This window comes from Flavobacterium faecale, assembly GCF_003076455.1.
Lineage (GTDB): Bacteria > Bacteroidota > Bacteroidia > Flavobacteriales > Flavobacteriaceae > Flavobacterium > Flavobacterium faecale.
The window spans coordinates 1102429-1127842 of record NZ_CP020918.1 but is presented as its reverse complement, the minus strand read 5'-3'; the positions used below and the strand labels follow the sequence as shown (position 1 = coordinate 1127842).

Below are 25414 nucleotides of genomic sequence, written 5' to 3'. Positions count from 1 at the left end.
AGTTGTGTGCAAATTTACTTAAAATATAATTTTAGGTTTTCTGACAGTTGACTTTTCTGAGATCAACAACTCATTAATATCAAACTTATAAAAAATCATCTGTTAAAAAGCGATTACGAAATTTTTTATGTAACGTTTTTGCGAATAACATGGCTAGTTTCACCTTATTTTGAATCGAAATATAACAAAACCACCATCCAAAGTTAAAAAACAACTCTATGAAAAAGCACTAAAACCTTCAAAAAGGTAGCTCCTAGCAAGTTTGATGTTTATTTTGAAATAAAATCTTTTACCAATTGATGTGCCTCAATTAAGGCTTCGCTTAAATCATAATTTTTGATTACGACATCAAATTGTGGTGCCGTGGCAAGCTCTACGTGTGCTTTGGCGATACGCATATTGATTTTGTCATCACTTTCGGTAGAGCGTTCTTTAAGTCTTCGTTTCAATTCGTCAACACTTGGTGGTTTTACAAAAACAGCAAGCGTTTCTTCAGGAAATTTAGATTTAATTCTTAATCCGCCCGCAACATCTATATCAAAAATCACGTTTTTTCCTAATGCCCAGATACGCTCAACTTCACTTTTTAAGGTTCCGTAAAAATTATCGCGGTATACCTCTTCCCATTCTACAAAGTCCTCACCTTTGATATGGGTTTTGAACTGGTCTAGAGACATGAAATAATAATCTTTTCCGCTCACCTCTTCCCCGCGTGCTTCACGTGTGGCTGCTGAGATCGAAAATTCAAGATTTAGTTCCTCTTGTTTTAATAAATGTCTAACAATAGTGGTTTTTCCAGACCCTGATGGTGCTGAGAATACGATCAATTTTCCTGTTTTCATAGTCCCTTCTAGCCTCCCCAAACGAGAGACATGTATTTGTGTTAAAAAAATAATTCAGTTTATTCTCCTCCAAATTTGCTTTCGGCATTTTTGAGGATTACAATACGTTTAATACCTGTTCTTTAATTTTTTCCAATTCGTCTTTCATCTGTACGACCAACTTTTGCATTTGTGCGTGGTTGGATTTAGACCCCATGGTATTGATTTCTCTTCCCATTTCTTGGGTAATGAAACCTAGTTTTCTACCATTGGCTTCAGTTCCTTTAATAGTTTCTAAAAAATAATCCAAGTGGTTGGTCAAACGAACCTTTTCTTCAGTAATATCTAGTTTCTCTAGGTAATAAATAAGTTCTTGTTCAAAACGATTTTCGTCTACATTCACTTTTAGTTCTGCAATAGCAGTTTGTAAACGGTCTTTGATCGCTTGTACTCTTTCTGGCTCCAACGCTAGCGCCTCTTCCATATACTGACGAATGTTTCCAATTCGCAATTGAAATTCTCTTTCTAATGACATTCCTTCATCTTGTCGGAAATTCAAAATATTTTGAACTGCCTCTTCAATGACAACCTGAATTTTCGACCATTCGGTTGGGTCAATTTCTTCTCTTTCCGTTTTCATGGTGTCAGGCATGCGCACAGCCATCTTCATCAATTCGGTTTCGTCAGCCTCAGGATATACTTCACGTAATTGACCGATATAAGCTTTTACAATTGGTACGTTAACTTTAGTCGATGTTTGTTCAGCAGTACTTTCGATAAAAATAGAAAAATCTACTTTTCCTCTTTCCAGTTTTGTCGCTAGTTGGGTACGAAGGCCCAATTCCATTTCGCGATATAAAGAAGGCATTCGAGTGTTTAGGTCTAGGCCTTTGCTATTAAGTGATTTTACCTCTACGGTAACTTTTTTGGTTGGTAATTGCAAAGTTGCTTTACCAAAACCCGTCATTGATTGTATCATACTATTTTCTAAGAATGGTCAAATATACGGAAAAAGTTTTTTTGAATGGTTATCAAGAGATTCTGAGAGGAAACGGGGAGTTTATTAACCATTTAAGTATTGTTTATTGCACTAGCGCTGAATTTTTAAAACAGATAAGAAATGAAAGAACATATAAGCATTGGAAAAAAAGGAAATTTAAGATTTTTGATTAACGATTTTTGATTAACGATGTTGTGTACGATAATCGTTTTTCTGTTTCCAACAAATCTGAAATCGTTAATTGTTGGTCTTTAATCGAAAATAACTTTAAATGTTATTTAGAAACTGTGCCCAGCATTTTTTCACCATATAAGCCATATAAGTTTTTCCTATGCTAAAGTACATAAAAGTTAAAAACATATAAATATGTAAGCTCATATAAGTGTTGGAGGAAAAAATGATTTTAGATTTTTGATTAACGATGTTCTTTACCGAAATCGTTTTGTTAATCCTGTAAAATCTGAAATCGTTAATCGTTGATTTTAAATCAAAAATATTTCTCACGATTGAAGTTTCGCGTGAAGGATAGGAATAAGCTACCGAAGTAGCATGGATAGCCTGACAGCAGTAGGAAAAGGGGCTTTATGAGCGCATGCAAGATAAAGCCCCTTTTTTTACTGCTGACACGCCCTAATAAAGATAATGCTTGACTATACTAATCCTAATTTTTTGTGCAATTTCAGGATGTTTGGTTGCGTGTTGCCTATGAAAATTTCGTCACCGATGACAAAAACCGGACGACTCAAAAAGGTATAATGTTCTAAGAGGTACTTTTTATAATCTTCTTCGGTTAGGGTTTTGTCCTTTAGGTTTAAAGTTTTGTATAAAACTGCTTTTTTACTAAAAAGGGCTTCGTAGCTGCCTGCTAATTGGTGCAATTGCTCTAACTCTACCTCGGTTATTGGATCTTGTTTGATGTCATGGTAAGCCAATTCAAGGTTTTTTGGTAGGGCTTTGATGATTTTTCTACAAGTGTCGCAACTAGCTAAATAGTATATTTTGTTCATGATGGTATAATTTCTAGATGCAAAGTAACTTTATTTCAGGCGCAAATTGTGTATTTTTAGCAAAAAATTAAAAAGATGGAATCAATATTTGAAGTTTCTAAAATACAACGAAATTTAGCCGGACAGTTTATGGATCATTTTACGCTGGAGCAATTAAACGCGATTCCAGACGGATATCGCAATAATTTAATTTGGAATATTGCACACATGGTGGTTACACAACAATTGTTGGTTTATAAATTTGCTGGCGTACCAATATTGGTTTCTGATGCGTTGGTAGAACGATATAAAAAAGGGACTGAAGTTACTGCTCCTGCTACGGCCGAAGAGGTTGCTGAAATTAAAAGTTTGCTTACCAGCACACTTGCACAAACTGAAATAGACTTTGCTAACGGATTGTTTGCTAACTATGATGAATATCCAACCTCAACGGGTTTTGTGATCAAAGATATTGCTGATGCTTTTAGTTTCAATGTTTTTCACGAAGGGATGCACATAGGAATTATGATGCGCTTGAAGAAATTGGTATAAGCAGAATTTTTCAATCTACGGCCCCACAACAGTTCTAACAATAGGATTGTTGTGGGGTTATTTTTGGAAAAAGCTTAAATTTATATCATAAAAAACTGAAATATGGTGTCAACATGCGGATGATTCTCTTTTTTGTTTAACTTTGTGGTAAAAACAATAAACAAAAAACTAAGATTTTGCTTTTCATCTGTACAATACAAATTTTTTGAAGGTGATCAAGTAGCGCAGTTTTATAAAATAATTACCATGGAAAGTAAAAAACCCGATAACATTGTGTTTTCAGACGAGGAAGGATATAACGCTAATCTACTACCGTACGCAACCAATGTAGGTGCGCCTGTGATAAGGGTAGATGATATTGTGTCGTGGAAGAGCAGAGGTGTGAGCAATGTAAATAAAGAATTTGAAAGCAAATTTGCCGAACTCAAAATGCAATATCAAAAACTAATCGAGGAGTATGAATGGAACGAATTGGTTTATAATGCAAAATTTTCGTTTGAACCGATTGTAGGCGAAATTTATCATTTATACAGAGATGATAAGGGTGTCAATTTTTTATCACTAATTGGACCTACGGAGTGGAATAAAGAGCACCTAGGTACTTTTCAACTAAACAGTGACAAAAAATGGATTGTGCTGCACCAGTAAAACCGAAATTCTAAATTACATTTATAACTGATTATAACGAAAAAAGCCATTCAAGAAATTGAATGGCTTTTTTCGTTAAGACTGAAAGTCAGAATATTTTTTTTGTAGTTTTTCAATCATTTCAGGGTATAGTTTTAAATTTCGAATGTAAACCTGACTTTTCATTGATTTTATGTGAGCTTCAATCTTTAAACCTTGTGATTTTGAGACACATTCAATGGTTAAGAACACAGACCAATCATCTGCATTATAAGTGAACTTCCTAGATTCAGCATTTTGATGAAATAACAATCTTTCCTGTAGATTCTCCGTGAACCCAGTATAAAACTTATTTAGTTTTTCTGAAAAAAGAATGTAGACTATATTCATAAATATTTTTTTACAGATGCAAAAAGCCCGACATCACTGGAGGGCACTGAAAAAGTCTTTCTAATAAATTGACACATAAAAAGGAGTAGATATCTATGGATTTCTACTCCTTTTTTCTTATATTTAAATCTAATTATAAGTGTTTTTTAGATGTTAGTACAACAACAAACAATACAATTCAGCGAGTATTCTTCGTTGTATGATTTAATAGTTCCAAAAGAAAATCTATTAAGAAAAATTAATGATTTGATTGATTTTTCATTCATTTACGATGAGTTGTTAAATAAGTACTGTCCCAATAATGGGCGAATGGCAGAAAGTCCCGTTCGTATGTTTAAGTATTTACTACTTAAAACAATCTATACTGTTTCCGATATTGATGTCGTGGAGCGTTCTCAATACGATATGTCCTTCAAATATTTTTTGGATATGAATCCAGAAGACGATGTTATCAATCCGAGTTCGTTAACAAAATTTAGAAAACTACGTTTAAAGGATACCGACCTATTAAATCTGTTGATAAACAAAACAGTCACCATTGCTATCGAAAAAGGTATTATTCGTTCGAAGTCTATCATCGTTGATGCCACACATACTTTATCAAGATCCAATCCATTTTTAGCCATCGATGTATTGAGAGAACGTTCCAAGCTACTGCGAAAAACAGTATACAGCTTTGAGCAGGAATTCAAAGAACATATGCCTGAAAAAAATACAGACAATGACTTAGAGAAGGAACTTGCTTATTGTAAAGAGTTGGAAAAACGCATTGAAAATGAGCCGTCAATAAGTTCGATTCCAGCTGTGAAAGAGAAATTAAATCTACTCAAAGAAACTGTAGAAGACACTCAAGAAAATTTTACCTTATCAAAAGATGCAGATGCTAAAACGGGTCATAAATCTGCTGATAGTTCTTTCTTTGGATATAAGACTCACTTAGCTATGACCGAGGAGCGCATCATTACAGCGGCTGTAGTCACATCAGGTGAAAAAGGGGATGGACCAGAATTACCTAGACTTTTAGCGATTAGTCAAAAAAACGGAATTGATGTTGATACTATTATTGGGGATGGAGCTTATACAGGAAAAGAAAATCTCAAACTCACAAGGGAGCAAAATATTAAAGTGGTAGCCAGACTAAATGTTACAATAGCACAAGGAGCTAGAAAAGACGAAGATAAATTTGACTATAATAAAGATGCCGATAGATTTGTTTGCACTGCTGGTCATATGGCCATACGAAAGGCTCGCCAAGGTAAAAAAAATGTTGGAACCAATCAAATACAAACCTACTATTTTGATGTGGAAAAATGTAAGACCTGCTCTTTAAAAGAGGGTTGTTATAAAGAAGGATCCAAGACAAAAACATATTCGGTGTCGATAAAATCGGACTTACACCAAGAACAAATCAGCTTTCAAGAAACTGACTATTACAAAGAAAAAGCAAAACATCGATATAAAATAGAAGCGAAAAATAGTGAGTTGAAAAATGTACATGGTTATGATAGAGCAATATCATATGGCATTACCAATATGCAAATGCAAGGTGCAATAGCAATTTTCGCAGTCAACTTAAAAAGAATACTCAAATTAATGTAGAAAAATGAAAGCTACTGCTGCATTACTCAAAATGACTCTAGCTAAACTCAAAATAGCCTTATTGAACCAACATTAAAAATCAAGATTAAAAAGGAAAACGCTTGCAACGGATTATATAACTCCTGTTACAAGCGTTTTTTTATTGTCTAAAAAACGATGATAATCAAAATATGCGATGTTTTTCAGTGCCCTCCATCACTGTCAGGCTTTTCTAATTTGCTCCCTCTCTTGGGCTCGAACCCAATGTCATTAAGTTAAGCAATTTTCATATTGCATCTTTCTGATTTTTAAGTACTAAAGGTCTTTTTCGATTGAGATATTTACCTACTTTTCGTTTGTTATTCCGATTTAATCTAATTGGAACTGTATTTTTAAGAAATAGATTTTCTAATTCTTCGAATACTTCATCTAAAGGAGCTTCTTTAAAAAGCAACTCTAGTATTCTATTTTTTAAAAAACCGTAAGACAAGTTTGTGTTGATCTTGTAATCCAGTTTTGTGTTTTTGTTCTTTAATTTTAAGTCATCTTGTAAGTCATTTACAATGGTCGATTGCAAATTACTTATGAATATCGTGCAGAAAAAGTCCTGTTCTATACTTGCTTTGGAATAACCCGTGAAGTATTCCAATTTGAGTTTGTTTTTCAACTCGTCGTAAAATGTTTCAATCCCCCATCTCAAAAAGTATAATTCTTTAAATATACTGGCTGGAAAAATTTGACTATCCAATAAAGATGTCATCAAAACTTCAATTTCTCCATTAGACAAAACGATTCTAATTAATCGAACTTTTAGCGATGTCTCTTTTGTGTATTGCTTATCAACTATAGCGTGTTTTTGATTTGGAAATAAATCAACTATGGCTGATTGTTTCTTGGTTTTTACAAAATCTTTTATTAGGTCACTATGGGTAAGACTTGTTCTGATTAAATAATCTATATTCTTTTTAAAATGTTCATACTGAAAATCATAACCCACGTAGCCTCTATCATATATAATCAAATCGTTCTTGGCCCAATAATCGGAATGTTTCAATGCCAATTGTCTTTCTCCCAATGCTGAATTATTCAACGAAGAATCCAATGCGAGACGATTCAGTACGTCATACAAAACAGAAGCTCTTCCTTGCACTAGAACTGTTTTAGTGTTGTTTTTTGATACTCCAAATACATTTTTTAAATTCTCTGTATAGGGTAGAGTAATCATAGAACCATCAACTGCAAGGAGTCTATAACCATAAAATAGTTGGACATTTATATTTCTTTCAACATAAGTGTTTTCCATAATTACTCTCGATAAATATTTAAAAACCGCTGGATTTATCTTTTGTCTTTTCTGAACAAAAGCACTTTTAGTGAAATTTTTAATAGGCTTGGATTCGAGTTTTGAATTAAGATGATTTATAAAACTATCAATTTCTATTGCCAAACTTTTTCTCAACAAATTGAACATGAAAAGTAAAACTTCTCCAAAAGGCTGTTTACGTTTTCGACTAAAATCTTTATCATTCATTTTAAATTCAATTCTTATTTTATCACTAAATATCACTTCTTTTAGTATTTCAACTATCGCAATTGAGTTCTTTGGCATATTCAAAACTATATATTTTACAGTATAAATATACGAAAAATACTATAGAATTGATATTTTAAAACCAATTAAATAACTATTAATCAGCTATGTAAAACCTTAACTTAATGACATTGGGCTCGAACCAATCCCGATAGCTATTCGCCCCGATAGTAATCGGGATGACTAACAGTCAGATGCTCTAACCAACTGAGCTAAGAGATATACCACTGAGAAAAAAAAACCAATTTGAATTAAAACAAAAAATCCAGTCGTAAAACTGGATTTTTTTTGCTCCCTCTCTTGGGCTCGAACCAATCCCGATAGCTATTCGCCCCGATAGCAATCAGGATGACTAACAGTCAGAATATTTTTGATGTAGTTTTTCAATCATTTCAGGATATAGTTTTAAATTTCGAATGTAAACCTGACTTTTCATTGATTTTATCTGAGCTTCAATCTTTAAACCTTGTGATTTTGAAACACATTCAATTGTTAAGAACACAGACCAATCATCTGCATTATAAGTGAACTTCCTAGATTCAGCATTTTGATGAAATAGCAATCTTTCCTGTAGATTCTCCGTAAACCCAGTATAGAACTTATTTAGTTTTTCTGAAAAAAGAATGTAGACTATATTCATAAATATCTTTTTAGAAATGCAAAAAGCCCAACATCACTGTCAGGCTTTTCTAATTTGCTCCCTCTCTTGGGCTCGAACCAATCCCGATAGCTATTCGCCCCGATAGCAATCGGGATGATTAACAATCAGATACTCTAACCAACTGAGCCAAGAGATATACTACTGAGAAAAAAAAACCAATTTGAATTAAAAACAAAAAATCCAGTCGTAAAACTGGATTTTTTTTGCTCCCTCTCTTGGGCTCGAACCAATCCCGATAGCTATTCGCCCCGATAGCAATCGGGATCATTAACAGTCAGATGCTCTAACCAACTGAGCTAAGAGATATACCACTGAGAAAAAAAACCAATTTGAATTAAAAACAAAAAATCCAGTCGTAAAACTGGATTTTTTTTGCTCCCTCTCTTGGGCTCGAACCAATCCCGATAGCTATCGGGACTCTGATTAACAGTCAGATGTTTTAACCAACTGAGCTAAGAGATATACCACTGAGAAAAAAAACCAATTTGAATTAAAAACAAAAAATCCAGTCGTAAAACTGGATTTTTTTTGCTCCCTCTCTTGGGCTCGAACCAAGGACCCTCTGATTAACAGTCAGATGCTCTAACCAACTGAGCTAAGAAGGAAACTATATATGTACAACAAAGGAGATATACGTCTCCATAAAAATTAAAAAATCCAGTTTCAGAAACTGGATTTTTTGTAGCTCCCTCTCTTGGGCTCGAACCAAGGACCCTCTGATTAACAGTCAGATGCTCTAACCAACTGAGCTAAGAAGGAAACTGTATATTGTATTGCGTACAGGTATATTAATGCACTTAGTAAGAACGTTGTATTTGTTTGTCTAAGCGGTTGCAAAGATAGAGCTAAATTTAATATTTGCAAGCAAAAAATAAAAAAAATTTACTTTTTTTTACTTGCCAATTATAGCCTTATAAATATCATTTCCGTTAGCAAATAAAAGCAATGAGATAAGTAAAACAAAACCAACCATTTGTGCATTTTCTAAGAATTTATCTGATGGTTTTTTACCACTTACAATTTCATAAAGTAAAAACATAACATGCCCACCATCTAAGGCCGGAATAGGTAATAAGTTCATAACTCCAAGCATAATTGATAACAAAGCAGTCAGTCTCCAAAAAACCTCCCAGCTCCATGTACTCGGAAAAATATCAAATATTGCTTTAAAACCACCTACTTGTTTGTAAGCACCCGTATCTGGGTTGAAGATCATCTTTAATTGTTTTCCGTAACCGATCAACTGATCTTTCCCTTTTTCGATTCCAACTGGAATCGCTTCAAAGAATGTGAATTCTTGTTTGCGTATTTTGTAATAACCTAATTTCTCCAAAGAGTCCATTCCTAAACCTCCAAGCTGCACCCCAAGTTTTCCTTCTGCATTAATTTGCAATGAAACAGGTACCTCTTTTTGATCGCGCAAAACAACTGCAGCAATCGATTTGCTTTTATTGGCTTCCAAAATAGTTTTAGCTTCGTCAAAATATTTGATTTTCTGACCATTCAAAGACAAGATTAAATCCTTGGGTTGTAAAGCGGTGTTTCTCGATTCTGCAGCAACAGCACCAATTACAAACGGCATACGTATAGAGATCAAACTACCTTTTTCTACTTTTGACAATTGATCCACAAGATCTTTAGGCATCGTAACTGTCGCTTCGGCACCATTTCTTTCGATCAAAACCTTTTTTGCCAGAATCACTTTCATGATAATGTCTGTATCAAATTTTGCAATTTTCTCACCATCTACTGCCAAGATTTTATCACCTGTTTTAATACCGATTTTATCCAAAACTGGATTTTCGATCAATAAACCATCTTGCAAATCTTCCATTGCGATATAGGTATCACCATAAGTGAATGCCATACCAATATAGATTACAAAAGCTAAAATGAAATTTACAGTAACACCACCCAACATAATGATCAAACGTTGCCATGCTGGTTTTGAACGAAATTCCCAAGGCTGTGGTGGCAATGCCATTTGTTCCTTGTCCATACTCTCGTCAATCATTCCTGAGATTTTTACATAACCTCCCAATGGTAACCATCCGATACCATATTCTGTTTCTCCTATTTTTTTCTTCAATAGTGAATATTTCACATCAAAAAATAAATAAAATTTTTCGACTCTGGTTTTGAATAACTTAGCGGGGATAAAATGTCCTAATTCGTGAAGGATAATAAGTAATGATAGACTCAATAAAAATTGAGAAAGCTTGATAAATAATTCCATTTTAAAATTTTAATTCTTTTTTCAACTCACAAAAGTAAGCTTTTCTATTATATTTATTTTACAATAATACAGCATAACCTTTTAAATGTTTGTTAATTGCCGTTTAATTTAAGATTCATTTAAAGAAGATGGCTTAATTTTACCTATCTAATGCAATTGCATAACAAACACAAAATAGAATTAACAGTTAACATCCTTATTATGTCAATATTATTTTCACCTATAGAAATCAAAAAAGTCACTTTAAAAAACCGCATAGTTATCTCGCCTATGTGCCAGTATTCTGCCATTGATGGGTTTGCCAACAACTGGCATCTTGTACACTTGGGCAGTCGTGCTAGCGGTGGTGCCGGACTTATTATTCAAGAAGCTACCTCAGTTTTACCCGAGGGTCGTATTTCTCCCGAAGATTTAGGTTTGTGGAACGATGCTCAGATCGAAAAACTGAAAGAAATCACAGACTTCATCCGATCACAAGACTGCGTACCTGGTATCCAGTTGGCACACGCAGGTCGCAAAGCAAGTCATGCCGCACCGTGGTTGGGTCACCAACAACTAGCACCGTCTGATGGTGGCTGGACAACAGTTGGACCATCAGCAATTGCCTTTTCAGACAAAGAAACAGCACCCGTAGCACTTGACAAAGCACAAATAGACACTATCGTTCAAGCGTTTAAATCGGCAACCAAAAGAGCATTAGCAGCAGGATACGAAGTTCTTGAACTTCATGCCGCGCACGGCTACCTGCTACATCAATTTTTGTCTCCTTTATCAAATTTGAGAACAGATGAGTACGGTGGATCATTTGAAAACCGCATTCGTTTTACGCTTGAAACGTTGGCTGCTGTGCAAACTGAATGGCCAGCAGACTTACCCATTTTTGTTCGCATATCTGCAACCGACTGGGCCGAAGGCGGATGGACATTAGAAGATTCCGTACGTTTGAGTCAAGTTTTAAAAGATAAAGGTGTGGATCTTATTGATGTATCTACGGGAGCATTGGTACCTTACCAACAAATACCTGTAGCGCCAAACTACCAAGTACCTTTTGCCGAAAAAATCAAAAAAGAAACTGGTATGTTAACAAGTGCTGTGGGATTAATTACCGAAGCGCAACAAGCAGAAGAAATATTGGCTGATCAAAATGCAGATTTAGTAATGTTTGCTCGTGAATCACTCAGAAATCCAAACTTACCGCTCCAATTTGCTCGCGATCTAGACGACACAATCAAATGGCCAAAACAATATGAACGTGCTCAATTAAAATAATAAACCATGCGAACTATAAAAACAGCGCTACTATCCTACGGAATGTCTGGTAAAGTTTTTCATGCGCCATTTCTTGAACTACATCCTGGTTTTAAACTTTTGGGCGCATGGGAACGCTCCAAAAAACTTATCCAAGCCGACTATCCTGAGGTCATAAGCTATCCAACTCTTGAAGATGTGCTTGCAAGTGATGCCGAACTTATCGTTGTAAACACGCCAATCGATAGCCATTTTGAGTACGCCAAAAAAGTTTTGCAAGCAGGAAAGCATGCCATTGTCGAAAAAGCATTTACTACAACGGTTGCCGAAGCAGAAGAGCTGAAAGCTTTGGCCATAGAAAAAGGACTGAAACTTTCTGTTTTTCAAAATCGAAGATGGGATAGTGATTTCAAAACCGTCAAAAAAATCAGAGATGATGGCGTTCTTGGTGAATTGGTGGATGCCGAATTTCATTTTGACCGCTACACACCTACATTGAGTCAGAAAGCACATAAAGAATCTGTGAACGACGGCTCCGGAATTTTGAAAGATCTTGGCCCACATTTAATTGATCAAGCTTTGTTTTTGTTTGGTTTTCCCCAAGCCGTACATGCAGACATACGCATCACACGAGAGCAATCACTTATTGATGATTCACTGGACATTTGCTTGTTTTACCACGATTTTAGAGTTCGGTTGAAAGCCGGCTTCTTCAATCGCGAAATGATTCCGTCTTATGTTTTACAAGGTAGAAAAGGTTCCTTTTTTAAAGCTCGTGGCGATCTACAAGAAGACGAATTGAAAATCAGTAAAAAACCAAATTTGACCACTTGGGGAACCGAAGACGCTAACCTTAAAGGAATACTGCACACCGAAATTGATGGGGAAATCATTCGAAAAAATATTCCAACACTACAAGGTAATTATTACGATTATTTTGATGGCATGTATCAATCAATTATCACCAACAGCATCGAGCCCGTTACCGCTCAAGAAGGTATCAACGTTATGAAAATTATCGAAGCTGCGATAAAAAGCAACACCGAAAAAAGAAGAATCGAATTCTAAAAATAGTTTGAAAGTTTTTGGAGCACACGATCCCTTTCCAGATCAAGTCTTCTCCTGCTGTCCGCTGTATCTTTTTTGTGGTTCAAAAAAAGAACCACAAAAAAGGATGCCGCTGCCATCAGGGCTATTAACCATATATATTTTCATAAGTACTATTTCACAGCTGCAAGTACTTCTTTCAAAAATCCGTTAAAGTCAAAACCGTTTTCATTCCCTTTTAGCCCCATGTGTACGATCACCATGTCACGAGAAGGAATTATAGCCACCATTTGACCTTGAAAACCACTGCAATAGTACATATCTCTCGGCACATCTGGAAAATAACCTCCAGCATTTAGCCAAAATTGTGCTCCATAACGACCGTTTGAAGTCGCCGTGGGTGTTCTCGTGTACTTTACCCATTCTGGTGATAGTATTTGTTCGCCATTCCAATTTCCTTGATGCAGATAAAGCAAACCAAATTTTCCCCAATCACGCGCAGTCGCCCATCCATACGAGGAGCCTACATAATTTCCTGTCATATCTGTTTCGATAATCATCGAACGCATACCAATTTTATCAATCAAATTTGTGTACCAAAAATCCAAATATTCTTGGTGGGTCTTAAACTGTCCTCGCAAAATCTTAGACAATAAATTCGTTGTCCCCGACGAGTAATTCCAATGTGTATTGGGTTGGAAAGCAACTGGCTTTCCTAACTGCACACTCCCCATATCTTCCGCCTGAAAAAGCATTTTGGTAGCATCACAAATGCTGGTATATTCTTCAAGCCATTCCAAACCAGAATTCATGTGGAGCAAATCATTGGTCGTTATCTTTTTGCGATCGTCTTTCTGCCACTCTTCAATCGGAGCTGGTTTGTATATATCATATTTCCCTTGTTGTGCCAAAACACCAAAAAGAGCACCTGTGATACTTTTGGTCATTGACCATCCCAATATTTTACTTCTTTCATTAAAACCCGGAGCATATTTTTCGGCAATTATTCGATCTTTATAAATGACAACAACGGCACGTGAGCGCTTAATTTTTTCATTCGAAACATCAAAAGCATTCGCAACTGCTGCATTTAAGGATTTGTAATTCACATTAGAAAATACAGTATCTGGTGGTTTAACATTCCCATAAGGATACAAACCTATCTTGCTTTTTAATCTCTTGGGCACCAAATAAGGCTGTGTCTCATCAAAATCGTCATTGATCAAAGTAGCACCAATACCCTCACGATAGATTGCTTTGCGTTCTTTTAGTCCGTTGACCGATGCGGTTGCCAATTTCCCCGCCTCATTGATCGTGTTGGTTGCCCAGTCTACCAATTTAATGTCATTGTCTTGTGCGGCAATGACACTTAAAGGACGCTGATCGATAAAATGACCCGAAGCCACACTTTTGGCAGCAAATCCAGAGATCAAATCAAGCTTAGGATAAGTGGACCAGCCCAAATAACCAATTACCAAAATAACTACAACAGCAACAATCGAAAGCGTTTTTTTCATGTTCGAGAAATTTAAAACTGCAATTTAATTAATAAAAAAGGTAGATTCTACTTTTCTAGCACTAAAGATAACGCTATGTTCAAAAACAGTATCGTTGACGATAAAATCTAAGCCTTCTACTTGGCTATAATTTGCCGTTAACAAATCCTAAAAATTTACCAATTGCTACCAAATCCGATTTAGAATTAGTACTTTTGTATTTAGATTTTTTCTAAATAACTATGTTAGACATTCAAAAAATAAGATCCGATTTTCCGATTCTTTCTCAAAAAGTAAACGGTAAACCTCTAGTATACTTCGATAACGGTGCTACGTCTCAAAAACCACAAGTGGTAATTGATGCAATAGCAACCTATTATCAAGAAATTAATGCCAACATTCATCGTGGCGTACACACCCTGAGCCAACTTGCGACGGACGCGTATGAGGAATCACGTGCAAAGGTGCAAGCTCACATTAATGCCAAACACAGTCATGAAGTACTTTTTACATCAGGTACTACGTTTGGAATTAATTTGGTGACCAACGGGTTTGCCGCGATTTTAAAACCAGGAGACGAAGTACTTGTATCAGCACTTGAACACCATAGCAACATTGTGCCTTGGCAGATGCTATGCGAAAAAACTGGCGCGACTTTAAAGGTCATTCCGATGAATCAGGAAGGTGAGCTCATTATGAGTGAATACGATGCCTTACTGTCGGATAAAACCAAAATTGTCACTGTTAATCATATTTCGAATGCCTTGGGAACCATCAACCCAATTGCTTATATGATCGAAAAAGCGCATGCCGTAGGTGCAGCCATTTTAATTGATGGGGCACAAGCAGTACCGCATTTGAAACCAGATGTTCAAGCACTAGATTGTGATTTTTATGTCTTCTCTGGTCACAAAATATGTGGGCCTACGGGAACAGGTATTTTATACGGAAAAGAAGAATGGTTAAACAAATTACCTCCGTATCAAGGTGGTGGCGAAATGATCAAAGAAGTCTCTTTCGAAAAAACTACTTATGCCGAATTGCCGCATAAATTTGAAGCAGGAACGCCCAATATTGCCGGCGGAATTGTTCTAGGAACTGCTATTGATTATATGAACGAAGTTGGTTTTGAGAATATTCAACAGCAAGAATTAGAGTTATTAGCATATGGTACTGAGAAGTTATTAGAAATTGAAGGCTTACGTATTTTTGGTACTTCGAAAAATAAAACTTCTGTAATCTCTTTTAATATCGAAGGCATTCACCCTTATGATATTGGGACGATTATTGACAAACTAGGTATCGCAGTGCGTACAGGTCACCATTGCGCGCAACCCATCATGAGCTTCTACGATATTCCAGGTACTATACGTGCTTCGTTTGCGTTTTATAATACAAAAGAAGAAATTGACAGTTTGGTAACCGCCGTTAAAAAGGCCCAAATGATGCTGTCGTAACGACCTATAAATATGAAAACATTTGCAATTTTACTCTTCAGTTTTTTGATGACCAAAGGTTGCCAAACTTCTGAAAAAAAAGACATGAAGGCCGCCATCATTGAATATGTGGCAAACACAAGAGGTTTTTATCAAAAAATAGAAATAAAAGACAATACTGCTAGCGTATCACACGAGCGATCAGGAAAAGAGAAACCTACAACGATTGTCTTAAGCAAAGAAGATTCAGCTCAACTTGCTGCACTACTTGAAGACATAGATTTTGAGGATCTTAAAAACTTGAAAGCACCCACCGAAAAACGGTTTTATGACGGTGCCGCGATTGCAAATTTGAAGATTACCTATAAAGATAAAACCTATCAATCGGCTAGTTTTGACCATGGTTTTCCGCCAGCCGAAATAGAAAAAATAGTACTAAAGATTAATTCATTTGCAAAACAAAACAATGAAAATTAAAGATATACAAGACGAGATCGTAGATGAATTTTCAATGTTTGATGATTGGATGGAACGTTATGAATACATCATCGAACTTGGGAAAAAATTACCTCTTATTGAAGAAGAATACAAAACAGATAACAACTTGATCAAAGGTTGCCAATCAAAAGTTTGGTTACAAGGAGAACAAAATGAGGACAAAGTAGTCTTTACCGCAGACAGTGATGCGATTTTGACTAAAGGAATTATTGCGATTTTGATTCGTACGTTCTCTAATCAATCTGCTATTGACATCATCAATGCCGACATGGGTTTTATTGACGAAATCGGACTGAAAGAGCACCTTTCTCCAACACGTGCCAACGGATTGGTATCGATGATTAAGAATATAAAAATGTATGCATTGGCATTTGACGCTAAAAAGTAATTTTTTTACCATATAAGCCATATAAGTTTTTCAAGTTTAATAAACATAAATTATCTTTATTAGATTAAAAAACTACAAATTATGAACTTAACAAAAAGTTACCTAAAAGATTTAGTATATCAGGTAAATGGAGCAGCAATTGAAGTTCATAAAAGTATAGGCCCAGGCCTATTGGAATGTGTTTATCATCAGTGCTTAAAAAAGGAATTAGAATTACGTCAAATAAATTTTGTCTCAGAATTATCAATTCCTTTAATTTATAAAGGCTGCGAATTAGATTCTAAACTTAGATGTGATTTATTAATAGAAAAGGCTTTAGTTGTCGAACTAAAATCAGTAACTGAATTTAGCCCAATCTATGAAGCACAAGTGCTTTCTTATATGAACTTATTACGCGCACCAATTGGTTTGCTCATAAATTTTAATGTAAAAAATATTTACTACGAAGGTCAAAAAACCTTGGTCAATGAAATTTATAGTAAACTGAAAGACTAACAAAATAAAACTTAAATGACTTACATGGTAAAAACCACAATAAGTCAAATAAATAAAAAGCAATAGAAAGTACGAGTACTTTCTTATATGAACTTAATAAACGATCCAATTCGATTAGAAATTAAATTAGAGCAACCTTAAACAAAAAACTTAAATGACTTATATGGTAAAAAAAAAGGACCCATGTAATTCAAAAATAAAATAAATAAAAATGGAACAACAAATAGACACCAACGAATTAGGAGAAGCGATCGTAAAAAAATTAAAAACCATCTATGATCCAGAGATTCCTGTAGATATTTACGAATTGGGATTAATATACGATGTAATGGTAAACACCGATTTCGAAGTAAAAATCCTAATGACTCTAACCTCTCCAAACTGCCCAGTTGCAGAGAGTTTGCCTAGAGAAGTTGAAGACAAAGTAAAATCAATTGAGCACATTAAAGATGCCGAAGTTGAAATTACTTTTGATCCACCATGGAGCAAAGACTTAATGAGCGAAGAAGCAAAATTAGAATTAGGAATGCTATAAGAACGAGTTTGCAGTTTGCAGTCACAGTTTTCAACTGCTTAAGAGCCCGAATATTGTGACTGAATACTGAAAACCGTATAATGAATACTGAAAAAATGGACGAAATAATCAACAAAGTTGCTGAAAGTAAACTCGAGGTATTTGATTTAGAGGACTACTATCCAAAAGGGCAACGAGTACAACTTGATATTGCTCAATGGCTTTTGGAAGGTTTTTTATTGCGAGAAAAAGACTTTAGAGAAAGCTTGAAAAATCATGATTGGTCGCAATACCAAGACCAATTAGTCGCTATTCATTGCAGTACAGACGCAATTGTACCTGCGTGGGCATCGATTTTGGTTGCGATTCAGCTAGCGCCTTTTGCCACAAAAATAGTTGATGGTAGTATTGATGATTTGAATGCTTCATTATATGAAGAGTTGTTGCCAAAAGTTGATTATTCGACTTTTGAAAATAAAGCAGTGATAATAAAAGGCTGTTCAAAAAAACCCGTACCTACTCGGGCTTACGTTCTTGCGGCACACTACTTGCAACCCTACGCACGTAGCATCATGTACGGCGAAGCTTGTTCTGCAGTACCTCTTTTCAAGAAAAGATAATTATATCTTAAATTTCTCCTGATTTGTCTCATTTTATTCGTTTTTTGTGTATGTCGAATGTATTACTACCTTTGCACTCAAAAAATCATAACAAAGACACAGATGAAAAAGATTTTACTTACTGCTGTATTAGCACTTTCTATTACTACAGCTTTCTCACAAGCAAATGAGAAAGAATTACTTAAAAAGAACGAAGAAGCAGCTGCTGCAAAATTAAAAGAAGACAAGCCAAACGGTTGGGTAAAAAAAGGAACTTTTAGCTTTTTGGCCAATCAAGCAACTTTTACCAATTGGACAGCAGGTGGACAAAGTAACGTTTCTGGAACTATCGGATTAAACTACGATTTCAACTATAAAAAAGACAGCTGGAACTGGGATAATAAAGTAATAGCAGGTTATGGTTTGACAAAAATCAAAGGTCAACAATTGCAAAAATCTGATGATAGATTGGTTTTCAACTCATTATTAGGTAAAAAAGCTGCTGGATATTGGTACTACTCTGCTTTCTTAAATTTCAAAACACAGTTTGACGCAGGAGTTGATGCTGCAAGCGGAATTAGAACATCACATTTCTTTTCTCCAGCATACTTTCAATTTGGACCAGGTATGTTATGGAAAAAAAGCGATAACTTGAAAGTAAATATTGCTCCTTTAACTTCAAAATTAATTGTTGTTGATCGTCAATTTACGCTTTTAGGATCATCATTTGGAGTGGAACAAGGAGAAACTACACGTTACGAATTTGGAGCTGCAATCAATGGATACTACAAATTCAAAATTGCTGAAAACGTAACCGTTGAGAATATTTTGAATTTATATTCTAACTATTTAGACAAACCAGGAAATGTTGATATTGACTATACTTTGAATATCAATATGAAGATCAACAAATTCTTATCGACCAATTTAGCTTACCAAACCATCTATGATGACAATGCTTTTGCAGGGTTTCAAACCCGTCAAGTACTTGGATTAGGATTGAACTACGGTTTCTAAACTTCGATTAATAGGATAAAAAAAAGACCTTTAGATTAATTTCTAAAGGTCTTTTTTTATGCTTATTATTCTTGTTCGTCTTCTTCTTCTTTCTCGATAGCGTCTTTATAATCTGGATATAAAAACTTGTTGTACGGAAAGCGCGTTACATGTATATGTCGCACCGCCTCGTATACGCGTTCTCTAAATTCTTCAAAGTTCTCTTTGTTGGTGGCCGAGATAAACAAAGCATTTTCCTCACCAACACGACTCATCCAAGTAGACTTCCACTCTTCTAAGGTGTAATGTCTTGGTGTTTTTTCGGTAATTAAATCATCGTCATCAATAGTCAAATGGTCGTAAGCGTCAATTTTATTGAAAACCATGATTACAGGTTTGTCATTGGCTTTGATATCCAACAAAGTCTGATTTACAGAGGCGATATGATCCTCAAACTCAGGATGTGAAATATCTACAACATGCAATAACAAATCGGCTTCGCGAACCTCATCCAACGTACTTTTGAAAGAGTCAACCAACATTGTTGGTAATTTACGAATGAAACCAACCGTGTCTGAAAGTAAGAAAGGTAGGTTTTTGATCACCACTTTACGAACTGTAGTATCCAAGGTGGCAAAAAGTTTGTTTTCGACAAAAACGTCACTTTTACCAACAGCGTTCATCAAAGTAGATTTCCCTACATTGGTATATCCCACCAAGGCAACACGCACCATGGCTCCACGATTACCTCGTTGTGTTCCCATTTGTTTGTCAATGGCCTTGATTTTATCTTTCAAAAGCGCAATTCGATCTCGTACAATACGTCTGTCTGTTTCGATTTCAGTCTCTCCAGGTCCACGCATTCCAATACCTCCTTTTTGACGTTCCAAGTGCGTCCACAATCCAGATAATCTAGGCAACATATAAATATTTTGCGCTAGCTCAACTTGTGTTCTTGCATAGGATGTTTCGGCACGTTGTGCAAAAATATCAAGGATAAGGTGTGTACGATCTAGAATTTTACATTCTTCGATTATCTTGGATATATTTTTTTGTTGCGAAGGCGAAAGTTCATCATCAAAAATTAAAGTCGAGATTCCGTTTTCTTTTACAAACAAATGAATTTCTTCTAACTTTCCTGTTCCAACGAAAGTTTTAGGGTTAGGACGTTCCATCTTTTGAGAAAAGCGTTTTATCACCTCTCCGCCAGCTGTAAAAGTCAAAAACTCTAATTCGTCTAGATATTCATTAAGTTTTTCTTCGCTTTGATTTTGAGTCACAATACCAACAATGGCTGTTCTCTCAAAATTTATTACTTCTTTTTCTATCATAATATTGAATAAGGTACAAATTTAACGATTTGTAAAATAAGAATTGGATTTAAGATAATTTAAAACATGGCATTCGCTGTCAAATTCCTAAAAAAATTTGACACGAATTACAGCAATTGCCACAAGTATCAATGACTACAAAAATTACACCAATTATACCTATCGTCTCTATCTTCGAACCGATTGATGCCAAAATTCATTATAAAAGCAAATGACCTGAACTTTAAAATTTGACCTATATTACGTTCTAGAATTATTGAGCCGCAATCAAATTAATATCAAACAAAAGAACAGATCCACCAGGGATTGGTCCCTTAGTTTCATCACCATATCCAATACTTGATGGAATTAACAAAACTCCTTTTCCGCCTACTTTGAATTTCTGAATACCTTCTGTCCATCCTGGAATTACTTGATTTAGTCCAAAAGATATTCCTTCTGCACCGCTTTCATCAAATACTTTTCCATCTGTAAAATATCCTTTGTAGGCAACCGTAACACTAGATTCTGCCGTAGGAGTTGCTCCTGTACCTTGCTCTGTAACGATATAATACAAACCTGAATCTGTTTTTTCGGCCTTTAGATTGTTTTTTGCCAAGTAATCTTTAATTTCTTGCTCATTCTTCGCACCGTTATCTACTACTTCAACTTGTTGCTGATTTTGTTCTTCTTGATCGTTCTTTTTGCAAGAACTTACTGATATTGCTAATGCTAGTGCTGCTACTGCGTAATACTTCATACTAATTTTTATTTAAAAGGGGTTTCAATATATTCTTGTTCTTCAATTTCTTCGGACTTTTTACCGAGTTTTACTTTTGGATTCTCTTGCGTTCCAGTTACTGTCAACGGTATTCCGATTATTCCCAACGGAGGTAAACCCAAACGCATTTTGATATTTAATTGTCCGTCAAAACTTGAGGTTCCTTCGATTCTTGGTCTGAAACCTGCAAATTTAAATTTAAATCGATCAATAGTTATAATATTATTTTTAATCGTCGTGTTAATATCTACTTTTGTAACATCTGGATTCTTGATGCTTTCAAAATTAGTCGATTTACTCACATTATTAAACATTTTGAAACCTTTCATTTTCACATCCTTTACCGAAAGTATACCTCCACCAGACAAGGATGGATAAATTGGTTTCATGTCTTGATTTAATTTTCCTTTTACGGCATAATCCAAAGATACAATTCCTTGCGCACTTTTGGCTGCAGATGCCATATTTCGGAACATTTCGATCTCATCATAAGCACGTTTTATATCAAAATCATCGGCTTTTATTTTAAAATCAAAAAAAGCTCTCTGCAAGGTTTCATTATTATAAACCACATCCATTTTTACTGGGCTACCAATAATGTTGAATCCCGAGTTTGAAAGGTTTAATTTCCCTTTATTTACTTTAAGATTACCAACTAAATCGGACAAGGTCAGTTCTTGCCAATACACCTTTTTTGAACGTGCCGAAAGTTGTAAATTGAAATTTGGCGGCACCACAATCACTCCTGAGCTCGCTACTGTTGTAGTAGTATGACCTTCAATAGGTTCTGGATCTGGGCTTGCATACATGAATTCATCCACATATAGATTATTACTTTTTATATCAAAATTTCCTTTTAACACAGCCTTATCAGATAAAACGAAATTGATAGCATTGCTCACATTTCCGTTCATTACAAAATCTGATTTCCCGTACGAAGCTGTAAAATTCTTAAAATGCAACTGATCTTGTTTAAAGGTAAAAATACCTTCATTAATTACAAATGCTTTTGGCAAATACTGGGAATGTGTGGTAATATTGCGTAATAATAAGGTACCGCTATTTTTTAATTTCGAATAATTGCCATTTGTAGCATCACTCTGCGATCCTTTCAAGGCAAGATTAGCTTTAATATACCCTTTTACATCCAACCCTTTTTGCGAAAAAACCTGATAGATTTTACCTAAATCCAATTCGCCATTCATCTTCAAGTCATAATGGATATCGTCTAAGTTGGCAAATATCCCTTCAACTTTGACTGGTTTACCTTCGAAAATAAAAGAAGCTGGTTTCATTTGTATCGAAAGGTCCTTGGTTGTTCCTTCTGGATTATCCATTTTCAGATCCAAATTAATATCCGCAATCGGGTTTGGATAATAAGGCGTTTTGAGCATTCCGTTTTTCAAGTTGATAAAACCCTTCGTTTTGGGTAAGGTTTTACCAGCGATATCATAGACACCATTGGCAGTAATGTCGGCATTCAAAACTCCTTTGAGATTTATAGTCGAAATTCCGAAGGCACGATTCATTTTTTCTAAATCCATATTGGCACGCAGTCGAGCAGCAATCAGAGGTTTTTCTAGTCCTTTTATAGCTACAATCCCGTTTAGATATTCTTTACCAAGATTGAAATATATAGAATCTATTTTGACACTCAGTTTTTGTGTATCTAATGAAGGAAGCTTGGTATCAAAATTCAAAAATAAATTTGACGCCGCCACAGGAACCTTATCATAGGCTATCATTCCTTTTCGGATTTTCATATTAAAACCTAGATCGGGTTTCTTGTTTTGCGACTCGATATAATCACCCTTCAAGGTCAATAAAACATCCGTCTTACCTTCAATTTTAGTCTTAGACAACCATTGTGTAAATTGGGGCGGTAGTGCTGTGAAAAAATCATATAAGTTACTATCTACCGATTTTATAACAAAGTTCATTGCGTAACCGTCTTTGACAAAATTAAACGTTCCTTTAAAATCAACCGGTAGCTTATTGATCCTCAAATCATTTTGTTTGAATTCAAATGCAAGTGAGTTGGTGTTAACTTTAGTAATCAAATTGGCATTAACTTGTTTGTTCTTCAAGTACTGCTCACCACCGAAGGTAAAGTCAAATGAATTAATTTTGGCTTCGGTGATCAAATCAAAAACAGATTTTTCTAAGTCACCTTTACCAACATAGTTAAAACCACGGGCTTCCATGAGTATTTTGGTCGACAAATCATCATAAACCACCTTTGTGTTTTTGATGTCTATTTTTTCTAATTTTATCGAGGTATCCGAACTTTCAGTATCCGCAGTAGCTTTATCGTCTGACTTATACACATTATAATTGGCTTGCCCTTGCTCATTGACTTTGATATTAAAAAAAGCATTCGAAACAAATATTTGATCAATTTTGACTTTTTTACTAAAAATCAAGCGAGGAATATTAATCCCGAATGCCATTTCTTGAGCAGATATCAAAGTCTCTTTTTTGTATGGTGCAGCTCCTTTTAGTTTAAATTCATTTAAGGTAAGCGTCAAGGAAGGAAAATGGTCGAAAAATGACAAATTTGACTCATTAAAAGTCAATTCACCATCAATATTTTTATTGGCAAACACCTTAATTTGATTGGTAACGAATTCAGGAAATAATTTAGGCAAAATAAACATCAATGCCAATACAGTCAAAATTGTTATACCCGTAATTTTCAGTCCTTTGACAAGGTACTTTTTCATAGTTCAAATTTTGTGCAAATGTAAAGCATTTAACTAGTTATAAATTTGTAAATAAATCATAATTTATTAAACCAATCTCCGCTACTTTTCACCATAAATCTGCACATCATCCACTTGAAAAGCACCATCCAAAGCTGTATTTTTTCCTGAACCAATATACTTGAATGCGATATTGATTTTTCCTGTATAAGTTGAAAGATCCACACCACCCGATCCTATAAATTGGTACCAAGGTGTAGTTTGCTGTGGCACATTAAAAGGAATTTTGACCCAAGTTGCTTTGGTAACATCCAACCCATCAAAGTTTTTAGACACATAGAGTTCCAGTGTATTCAAAGGCGAATCTACATCGAGGTGGTGTTGCGCACTCCTAAAAGTCATCACTTCGTTTTTGTAAACATCCATATCGATTTTTGGTGAAACCAACCAAGCAATATTCGAATTGACTTTGGTACCACTTATCAAAAACTCGGCACAACCATTACCATTATAAACAGCTCCTTTCCAAAATAATGATCCTGCTTGCACAAGGTTTGCCCAACCCGGTAAGCTTAGATTACTTTTGTCTACAGCTGCCTGAAAATTTTCGGTAAAAAATGGAATACCGCGAGCCGTAGTCGGTTCGATATCACTTTCTGATCGAACAGCCAGTTGGTAATCAACACCAAACTTAGTTAATATACCACGAATATTGACCTTTGTAGTAGGAACAAAACTTGCAGCAAAACGCGCATAACTACTCGTGCGTACATACACTCGGTTTCCGTTCTTATCAACAACATACCAATTTGTTCCTCCTCCGACATTATTGGCTTCTTCAAAATAGTGACGACCAATGGCTGTTTCTGCAAATTGAACATCGTCTATTTCGACCAAAGTATTGATATTGCTATCTTTGAGTAATTCTGGAATGGTCATTTTCTTGATCAATTGACTATCCGTCAAAGTGGTGCAAGATGGGAACAATACGTTTTTATAATCATTTTGTGATAGTCGACCAACTGATGCTTCATTCTGAGCATTGGCATAAATCCCTCCTATTCTCAACCCTCCAAAGTAAATATCGGTATATTGATTTTTGAGTTTTAGATACACTTTATTCCCTAGACGATAATCCACATATAAATTACTAGCATCTACGGGAACGCTAAAGCCTACAGCAGGGATTGTGGCTGTAGCCAAAGTTTGCAATGACATGGTTTTGAAAAAATTTCCATACTCATCGGTAGATATTACGTAAGCCTCAATTACATCATCATACCCATATTTACTCACTAAAGAACTGGCATTATTAGTTACTTCTAGGACGGTTTTATTAGTTACAAAATCAGGTTGATTACAGACCAAATCTGGCACCGCAACATCTGTAGAAGAGCAAGAGACAAGCAAAAGAATTGCAACTATTGAAAAAGAGAAAAATGATTTCATAAGCTTAAATTTA

General features: G+C 35.2%; 24 protein-coding genes and 2 tRNA genes. 12 read left to right on the top strand and 14 right to left on the bottom strand.

The features are described from left to right. Positions 1 to 269 precede the first annotated feature (269 nt). From gmk to FFWV33_RS05005, 3 genes are all read right to left on the bottom strand, one after another. Positions 270 to 842, bottom strand: coding sequence for a guanylate kinase (gene gmk, locus FFWV33_RS05020; RefSeq protein WP_108739895.1), 573 nt, complete (start codon positions 840 to 842; stop codon positions 270 to 272). A gap of 97 nt (positions 843 to 939) precedes the next feature. Then, a complete protein-coding gene (locus FFWV33_RS05015; RefSeq protein ID WP_108739894.1) occupies positions 940 to 1800 on the bottom strand; it encodes a YicC/YloC family endoribonuclease in 861 nt (286 codons plus the stop codon). Between the two features lie 671 nt (positions 1801 to 2471). After that, a complete protein-coding gene (locus tag FFWV33_RS05005; RefSeq protein ID WP_108739892.1) occupies positions 2472 to 2828 on the bottom strand; it encodes an arsenate reductase family protein in 357 nt (118 codons plus the stop codon). A 75-nt stretch (positions 2829 to 2903) separates the two neighbouring features. On the opposite strand from FFWV33_RS05005, the gene FFWV33_RS05000 reads away from it, so the two are divergent. Together FFWV33_RS05000 and FFWV33_RS04995 are read left to right on the top strand one after the other, a co-directional pair. Then, positions 2904 to 3359: a DinB family protein gene (locus FFWV33_RS05000; RefSeq protein WP_245891661.1), complete on the top strand. Its 456-nt coding sequence runs from the start codon at positions 2904 to 2906 to the stop codon at positions 3357 to 3359. 246 nt (positions 3360 to 3605) lie between these two features. Next, positions 3606 to 4007 carry a DUF2452 domain-containing protein gene (locus FFWV33_RS04995; RefSeq protein WP_108742459.1) on the top strand — a complete coding sequence of 134 codons (402 nt, stop codon included), beginning with the start codon at positions 3606 to 3608 and terminating at the stop codon, positions 4005 to 4007. A gap of 75 nt (positions 4008 to 4082) precedes the next feature. On the opposite strand, the gene FFWV33_RS04990 is transcribed toward FFWV33_RS04995, so the two are convergent. Beyond that, on the bottom strand, positions 4083 to 4376 hold the full coding sequence (locus FFWV33_RS04990) for a GIY-YIG nuclease family protein (RefSeq protein ID WP_108739891.1): 294 nt from the start codon (positions 4374 to 4376) through the stop codon (positions 4083 to 4085). Positions 4377 to 4526: 150 nt separating this feature from the next. On the opposite strand from FFWV33_RS04990, the gene FFWV33_RS04985 reads away from it, so the two are divergent. Then, on the top strand, positions 4527 to 5975 hold the full coding sequence (locus tag FFWV33_RS04985; protein WP_108739214.1) for an IS1182 family transposase: 1449 nt from the start codon (positions 4527 to 4529) through the stop codon (positions 5973 to 5975). Between the two features lie 265 nt (positions 5976 to 6240). On the opposite strand, the gene FFWV33_RS04980 is transcribed toward FFWV33_RS04985, so the two are convergent. The 5 genes from FFWV33_RS04980 to rseP form a co-directional block, all read right to left on the bottom strand. Beyond that, a complete protein-coding gene (locus FFWV33_RS04980) occupies positions 6241 to 7563 on the bottom strand; it encodes an IS4 family transposase (RefSeq protein WP_108739890.1) in 1323 nt (440 codons plus the stop codon). Between the two features lie 334 nt (positions 7564 to 7897). Continuing rightward, positions 7898 to 8185 (bottom strand): GIY-YIG nuclease family protein, encoded by a 288-nt coding sequence (locus FFWV33_RS04975; RefSeq protein WP_108739889.1) that lies wholly within the window; start codon positions 8183 to 8185, stop codon positions 7898 to 7900. A 552-nt stretch (positions 8186 to 8737) separates the two neighbouring features. Beyond that, positions 8738 to 8811, bottom strand: a tRNA-Asn gene (locus tag FFWV33_RS04965). Between the two features lie 80 nt (positions 8812 to 8891). Continuing rightward, positions 8892 to 8965, bottom strand: a tRNA-Asn gene (locus tag FFWV33_RS04960). A 133-nt stretch (positions 8966 to 9098) separates the two neighbouring features. After that, positions 9099 to 10442, bottom strand: coding sequence for an RIP metalloprotease RseP (gene rseP, locus FFWV33_RS04955; RefSeq protein ID WP_108739888.1), 1344 nt, complete (start codon positions 10440 to 10442; stop codon positions 9099 to 9101). A gap of 201 nt (positions 10443 to 10643) precedes the next feature. On the opposite strand from rseP, the gene FFWV33_RS04950 reads away from it, so the two are divergent. Together FFWV33_RS04950 and FFWV33_RS04945 are read left to right on the top strand one after the other, a co-directional pair. Next, positions 10644 to 11711 carry an NADH:flavin oxidoreductase/NADH oxidase gene (locus tag FFWV33_RS04950; RefSeq protein ID WP_108742458.1) on the top strand — a complete coding sequence of 356 codons (1068 nt, stop codon included), beginning with the start codon at positions 10644 to 10646 and terminating at the stop codon, positions 11709 to 11711. A gap of 6 nt (positions 11712 to 11717) precedes the next feature. Next, entirely contained in the window at positions 11718 to 12758 is a 1041-nt protein-coding gene (locus FFWV33_RS04945) for a Gfo/Idh/MocA family oxidoreductase (protein ID WP_108739887.1), read from the top strand. Between the two features lie 152 nt (positions 12759 to 12910). Here FFWV33_RS04945 and FFWV33_RS04940 read toward each other — a convergent pair whose 3' ends face one another. Further along, positions 12911 to 14254, bottom strand: a complete 1344-nt coding sequence (locus FFWV33_RS04940) for a serine hydrolase domain-containing protein (protein ID WP_108739886.1) — start codon at positions 14252 to 14254, stop codon at positions 12911 to 12913. A 221-nt stretch (positions 14255 to 14475) separates the two neighbouring features. On the opposite strand from FFWV33_RS04940, the gene FFWV33_RS04935 reads away from it, so the two are divergent. The 7 genes from FFWV33_RS04935 (at position 14476) to FFWV33_RS04905 (ending at position 19180) form a co-directional block, all read left to right on the top strand. Further along, positions 14476 to 15690, top strand: coding sequence for an aminotransferase class V-fold PLP-dependent enzyme (locus FFWV33_RS04935; protein ID WP_108739885.1), 1215 nt, complete (start codon positions 14476 to 14478; stop codon positions 15688 to 15690). Positions 15691 to 15702: 12 nt separating this feature from the next. Continuing rightward, entirely contained in the window at positions 15703 to 16146 is a 444-nt protein-coding gene (locus tag FFWV33_RS04930; protein ID WP_108739884.1) for a hypothetical protein, read from the top strand. After that, entirely contained in the window at positions 16136 to 16555 is a 420-nt protein-coding gene (locus FFWV33_RS04925) for a SufE family protein (RefSeq protein ID WP_108739883.1), read from the top strand. The genes FFWV33_RS04930 and FFWV33_RS04925 overlap by 11 nt, the downstream gene beginning before the upstream one ends. Positions 16556 to 16636: 81 nt before the next feature. Next, positions 16637 to 17050: a GxxExxY protein gene (locus FFWV33_RS04920; protein WP_108739882.1), complete on the top strand. Its 414-nt coding sequence runs from the start codon at positions 16637 to 16639 to the stop codon at positions 17048 to 17050. Between the two features lie 211 nt (positions 17051 to 17261). Further along, a complete protein-coding gene (locus FFWV33_RS04915) occupies positions 17262 to 17585 on the top strand; it encodes an SUF system Fe-S cluster assembly protein (protein WP_108739881.1) in 324 nt (107 codons plus the stop codon). 95 nt (positions 17586 to 17680) lie between these two features. Then, a complete protein-coding gene (locus FFWV33_RS04910; protein WP_108742457.1) occupies positions 17681 to 18184 on the top strand; it encodes a DUF2480 family protein in 504 nt (167 codons plus the stop codon). A 102-nt stretch (positions 18185 to 18286) separates the two neighbouring features. Continuing rightward, positions 18287 to 19180, top strand: a complete 894-nt coding sequence (locus FFWV33_RS04905) for a DUF3078 domain-containing protein (RefSeq protein WP_108739880.1) — start codon at positions 18287 to 18289, stop codon at positions 19178 to 19180. A gap of 65 nt (positions 19181 to 19245) precedes the next feature. Here FFWV33_RS04905 and hflX read toward each other — a convergent pair whose 3' ends face one another. The 4 genes from hflX to FFWV33_RS04885 all read right to left on the bottom strand — a co-directional run bounded on the left by hflX (position 19246) and on the right by FFWV33_RS04885 (position 25401). Further along, a complete protein-coding gene (gene hflX / locus FFWV33_RS04900; RefSeq protein WP_108739879.1) occupies positions 19246 to 20490 on the bottom strand; it encodes a GTPase HflX in 1245 nt (414 codons plus the stop codon). A gap of 253 nt (positions 20491 to 20743) precedes the next feature. Continuing rightward, positions 20744 to 21229: an FKBP-type peptidyl-prolyl cis-trans isomerase gene (locus FFWV33_RS04895; RefSeq protein ID WP_108739878.1), complete on the bottom strand. Its 486-nt coding sequence runs from the start codon at positions 21227 to 21229 to the stop codon at positions 20744 to 20746. An 8-nt stretch (positions 21230 to 21237) separates the two neighbouring features. Next, positions 21238 to 23973, bottom strand: a complete 2736-nt coding sequence (locus FFWV33_RS04890) for an AsmA family protein (RefSeq protein ID WP_108739877.1) — start codon at positions 23971 to 23973, stop codon at positions 21238 to 21240. Positions 23974 to 24054: 81 nt separating this feature from the next. Then, a complete protein-coding gene (locus tag FFWV33_RS04885; RefSeq protein WP_108742456.1) occupies positions 24055 to 25401 on the bottom strand; it encodes a DUF5689 domain-containing protein in 1347 nt (448 codons plus the stop codon). Positions 25402 to 25414: the final 13 nt, after the last annotated feature.